The organism is Hyphomonas sp. (genome assembly GCF_046313735.1).
Classification (GTDB): domain Bacteria; phylum Pseudomonadota; class Alphaproteobacteria; order Caulobacterales; family Hyphomonadaceae; genus Hyphomonas.
In genome coordinates, this window is the sequence record NZ_JBKBXW010000110.1 from 1 (window position 1) to 2,288 (window position 2,288).

The 2,288-nt window shown below is 64.4% G+C and carries 3 protein-coding genes and 1 pseudogene; 2 read left to right on the top strand and 2 right to left on the bottom strand.

Annotated features, from left to right (window positions below):
* Positions 1-261 (top strand): annotated as a pseudogene (locus tag ACK4SV_RS16885) (dihydrolipoyl dehydrogenase); the annotation flags it as partial.
* A gap of 279 nt (positions 262-540) precedes the next feature.
* Here ACK4SV_RS16885 and ACK4SV_RS16890 read toward each other — a convergent pair.
* On the bottom strand, positions 541-1,185 hold the full coding sequence (locus ACK4SV_RS16890; protein ID WP_409919009.1) for a hypothetical protein: 645 nt from the start codon (positions 1,183-1,185) through the stop codon (positions 541-543).
* Positions 1,186-1,357: 172 nt separating this feature from the next.
* Here ACK4SV_RS16890 and ACK4SV_RS16895 point away from each other — a divergent pair, with 172 nt between their 5' ends.
* Positions 1,358-2,080, top strand: coding sequence for a hypothetical protein (locus ACK4SV_RS16895; protein ID WP_409919010.1), 723 nt, complete (start codon positions 1,358-1,360; stop codon positions 2,078-2,080).
* A 6-nt stretch (positions 2,081-2,086) separates the two neighbouring features.
* Here ACK4SV_RS16895 and ACK4SV_RS16900 read toward each other — a convergent pair.
* Positions 2,087-2,288 (bottom strand): DUF2842 domain-containing protein (locus ACK4SV_RS16900; protein ID WP_409919011.1); only part of this gene is annotated, 202 nt, incomplete at its 5' end.

Genomic DNA, 2,288 nt, shown 5'->3' on the forward strand with positions numbered 1-2,288 from the left:
TTCATCGGCAATGGCAAGGCGATTGCTCTGGGGGCGGAGAATGGCCTCGTGAAAACGATCTTCGACAAGAAGACCGGTGAGCTGCTCGGCGCGCATATGATCGGCGCGGAAGTCACCGAGCTGATCCAGGGCTATGTCATCGCGCGGCAGGGGGAGCTGACCGAGGCCGACCTGATGCATACGATCTTCCCGCACCCGACGCTGTCGGAGACGATGCATGAAGCGGTGCTGGATGCTGAGGGACGGGCGCTGCATATTTAAGCGGGTTCGTTACTCGTCGCTGTCGTCACGCCCGATGGCCGCAGGCCATCTGGGCGCCCAATTCCAAATCTCTCCCCGGCGACGGGCGGCGCGAACGGGAGATGGGCCCCCAGACCGGCTGCGCCGGTCGGGAGTGACGAGCTGGGCGTGGGCGTAGGGAAATATCCTGCAGCACGGGTGGCCGGACGCGCGGGGGTCCGCGGCCGGTTGGAGAAAACAGGTTTTGGATTGGGGTGGGAAGGTCCCGGATCGGCCTTTGGCCGTTCGGGATGACAAGCGTCAGGATGTGTTGGAGTAGGGCGGCGCAGCTGCCGGCAATGGGGCTGGCATAGTTGTGTCGGCGATCAGCCATAGGGCGGCTTCCGGGATCAGCGCTTTTGCGCGCCGGGGCGTGAGGCCGCGGGACAGGAGGCGGCGGGCCATGCGGGCGGCGTGCGCCTCCGGGGCGGCGAAGACGGCTTGCAGGGCGGCGAGGCGGGTTTCGAGTCTATTGGGGGCCGGAAGGCGCGGTCCTGGCTTGCGTGAATGCCTTGGCGCGGGGCGCGCGGCCTGTTTGGGCATCCAGGTGAATTGCTTCAGGCTGAGCGAGAAATGGCGGGCGGCGCGGCGGGGGCCGGGGGTGCGTGCGCCGTCCGGTATCACCGGGCCGGGAAAGGGCTTTGGCGGCGGCAGGGGCTTTCGCATCACATCCGCCGCGAGGATGACGAGCAGGGCGCGCAGGATCTGGCCGTAGGCGCTGAGGCGCTGGCCCGCGATGCGGGTCCAGGCGGATCTGACGCGGCCATCCGGGAGGCGCTGCAGCCACCAGAGGCACACCGACAAGAGCCGGACCTGCGCGCGCAGCCAGCGCCAATAGGCGCGGCGCTGCTTGCCCGCGAGGGGGCGGATCGTGCGCGTGGCGGAAGGGCGGCGGGACCGGGACATGAGAAACATTATCTCACGGCCCGCGCGGGGTTGGATACGAATCTACGAACTGCAGCAAATACGGGCTTTACCCCGTGGATAAGGGTGGGTGCGGCTGATCCTTGCCGGGGGTGTTTTTCTTGACTGTGCCGGGAAGTTGCGTCAGCTTTCTGAGGTGCAAGGAGTTCATCCCATGCAACGTCTGGCCTTCACTCTGGCAGCAATGTGTCTGGCAACGGGATCTGCCCTGGCTAACGAAGATTGCCGATCTGTGCGGTTTAGTCCTGAGGCCGGGGCACTTTATCTTCCAGCCGAAAAAAGCGTATTGAATCAAGATACTCCAGAGGGCTTGCGGTTGATATCCGAGTTGAAGCAACTGCCGCTGTCGCGGTGTGAGCGTGTCGCCGCATTGCGGCTCGAAATGTTGGCGCTCAATTTCGTCAAAGACCATTCGACGGCTCTCGACCGGGCGATCGAAGTGTTTGAACTGGATCATGAGACGGTGATGAGTCCTGAGCGCTCCGTCCGTCCTGTCGTTATTTTCCTGCAGAAGCTTGGCCGGGTGACGGAGGCGGAGCGCTGGGCCGAAGACGCGGGTCTCGATTGGCCGATCCTGTATAGCGCCATCGAAATCTGGGATCCCGGACCACGCTTGCCGGAGCCCGTCATGCCCATGCAGGTATCCTACCCGGAGGCCGCCGGTGGGAGGGAAGGATTCTGCCAAGCTTCCTATATCGTTGCCGAAACGGGCATTCCGCGAGTGACGCAATTGGAGTGCAGCGATCCTGTCTTCAGCGAGGCGGCTGAAGCTGCCGCGGAAAGCATGCGATACCTGCCAGAAGATGTTGAGGCGCTGTCTCCCCGGCGCCCGACCACACGGGTTGCGGTCGTCTTCCGCCCGGACCAGACGGAATAAGCCGCCTCAATCCTCTTCGGGTGGTTCGGCGGCGTTCATCCATTTGAGGACAGGGCGCAGGGGGATGACCCAGAGGGTGCCGGCGGCGATGTAGAAGAGCATCTGCACCCAGCCGGGCAGGCCGGTCATATGGGTGCCGATGGTGCCGATGGCCCAGATCCAGAGCACCATGAAGCCCAGAAGGGCGAAGATCGTGACAGGCTTGCGC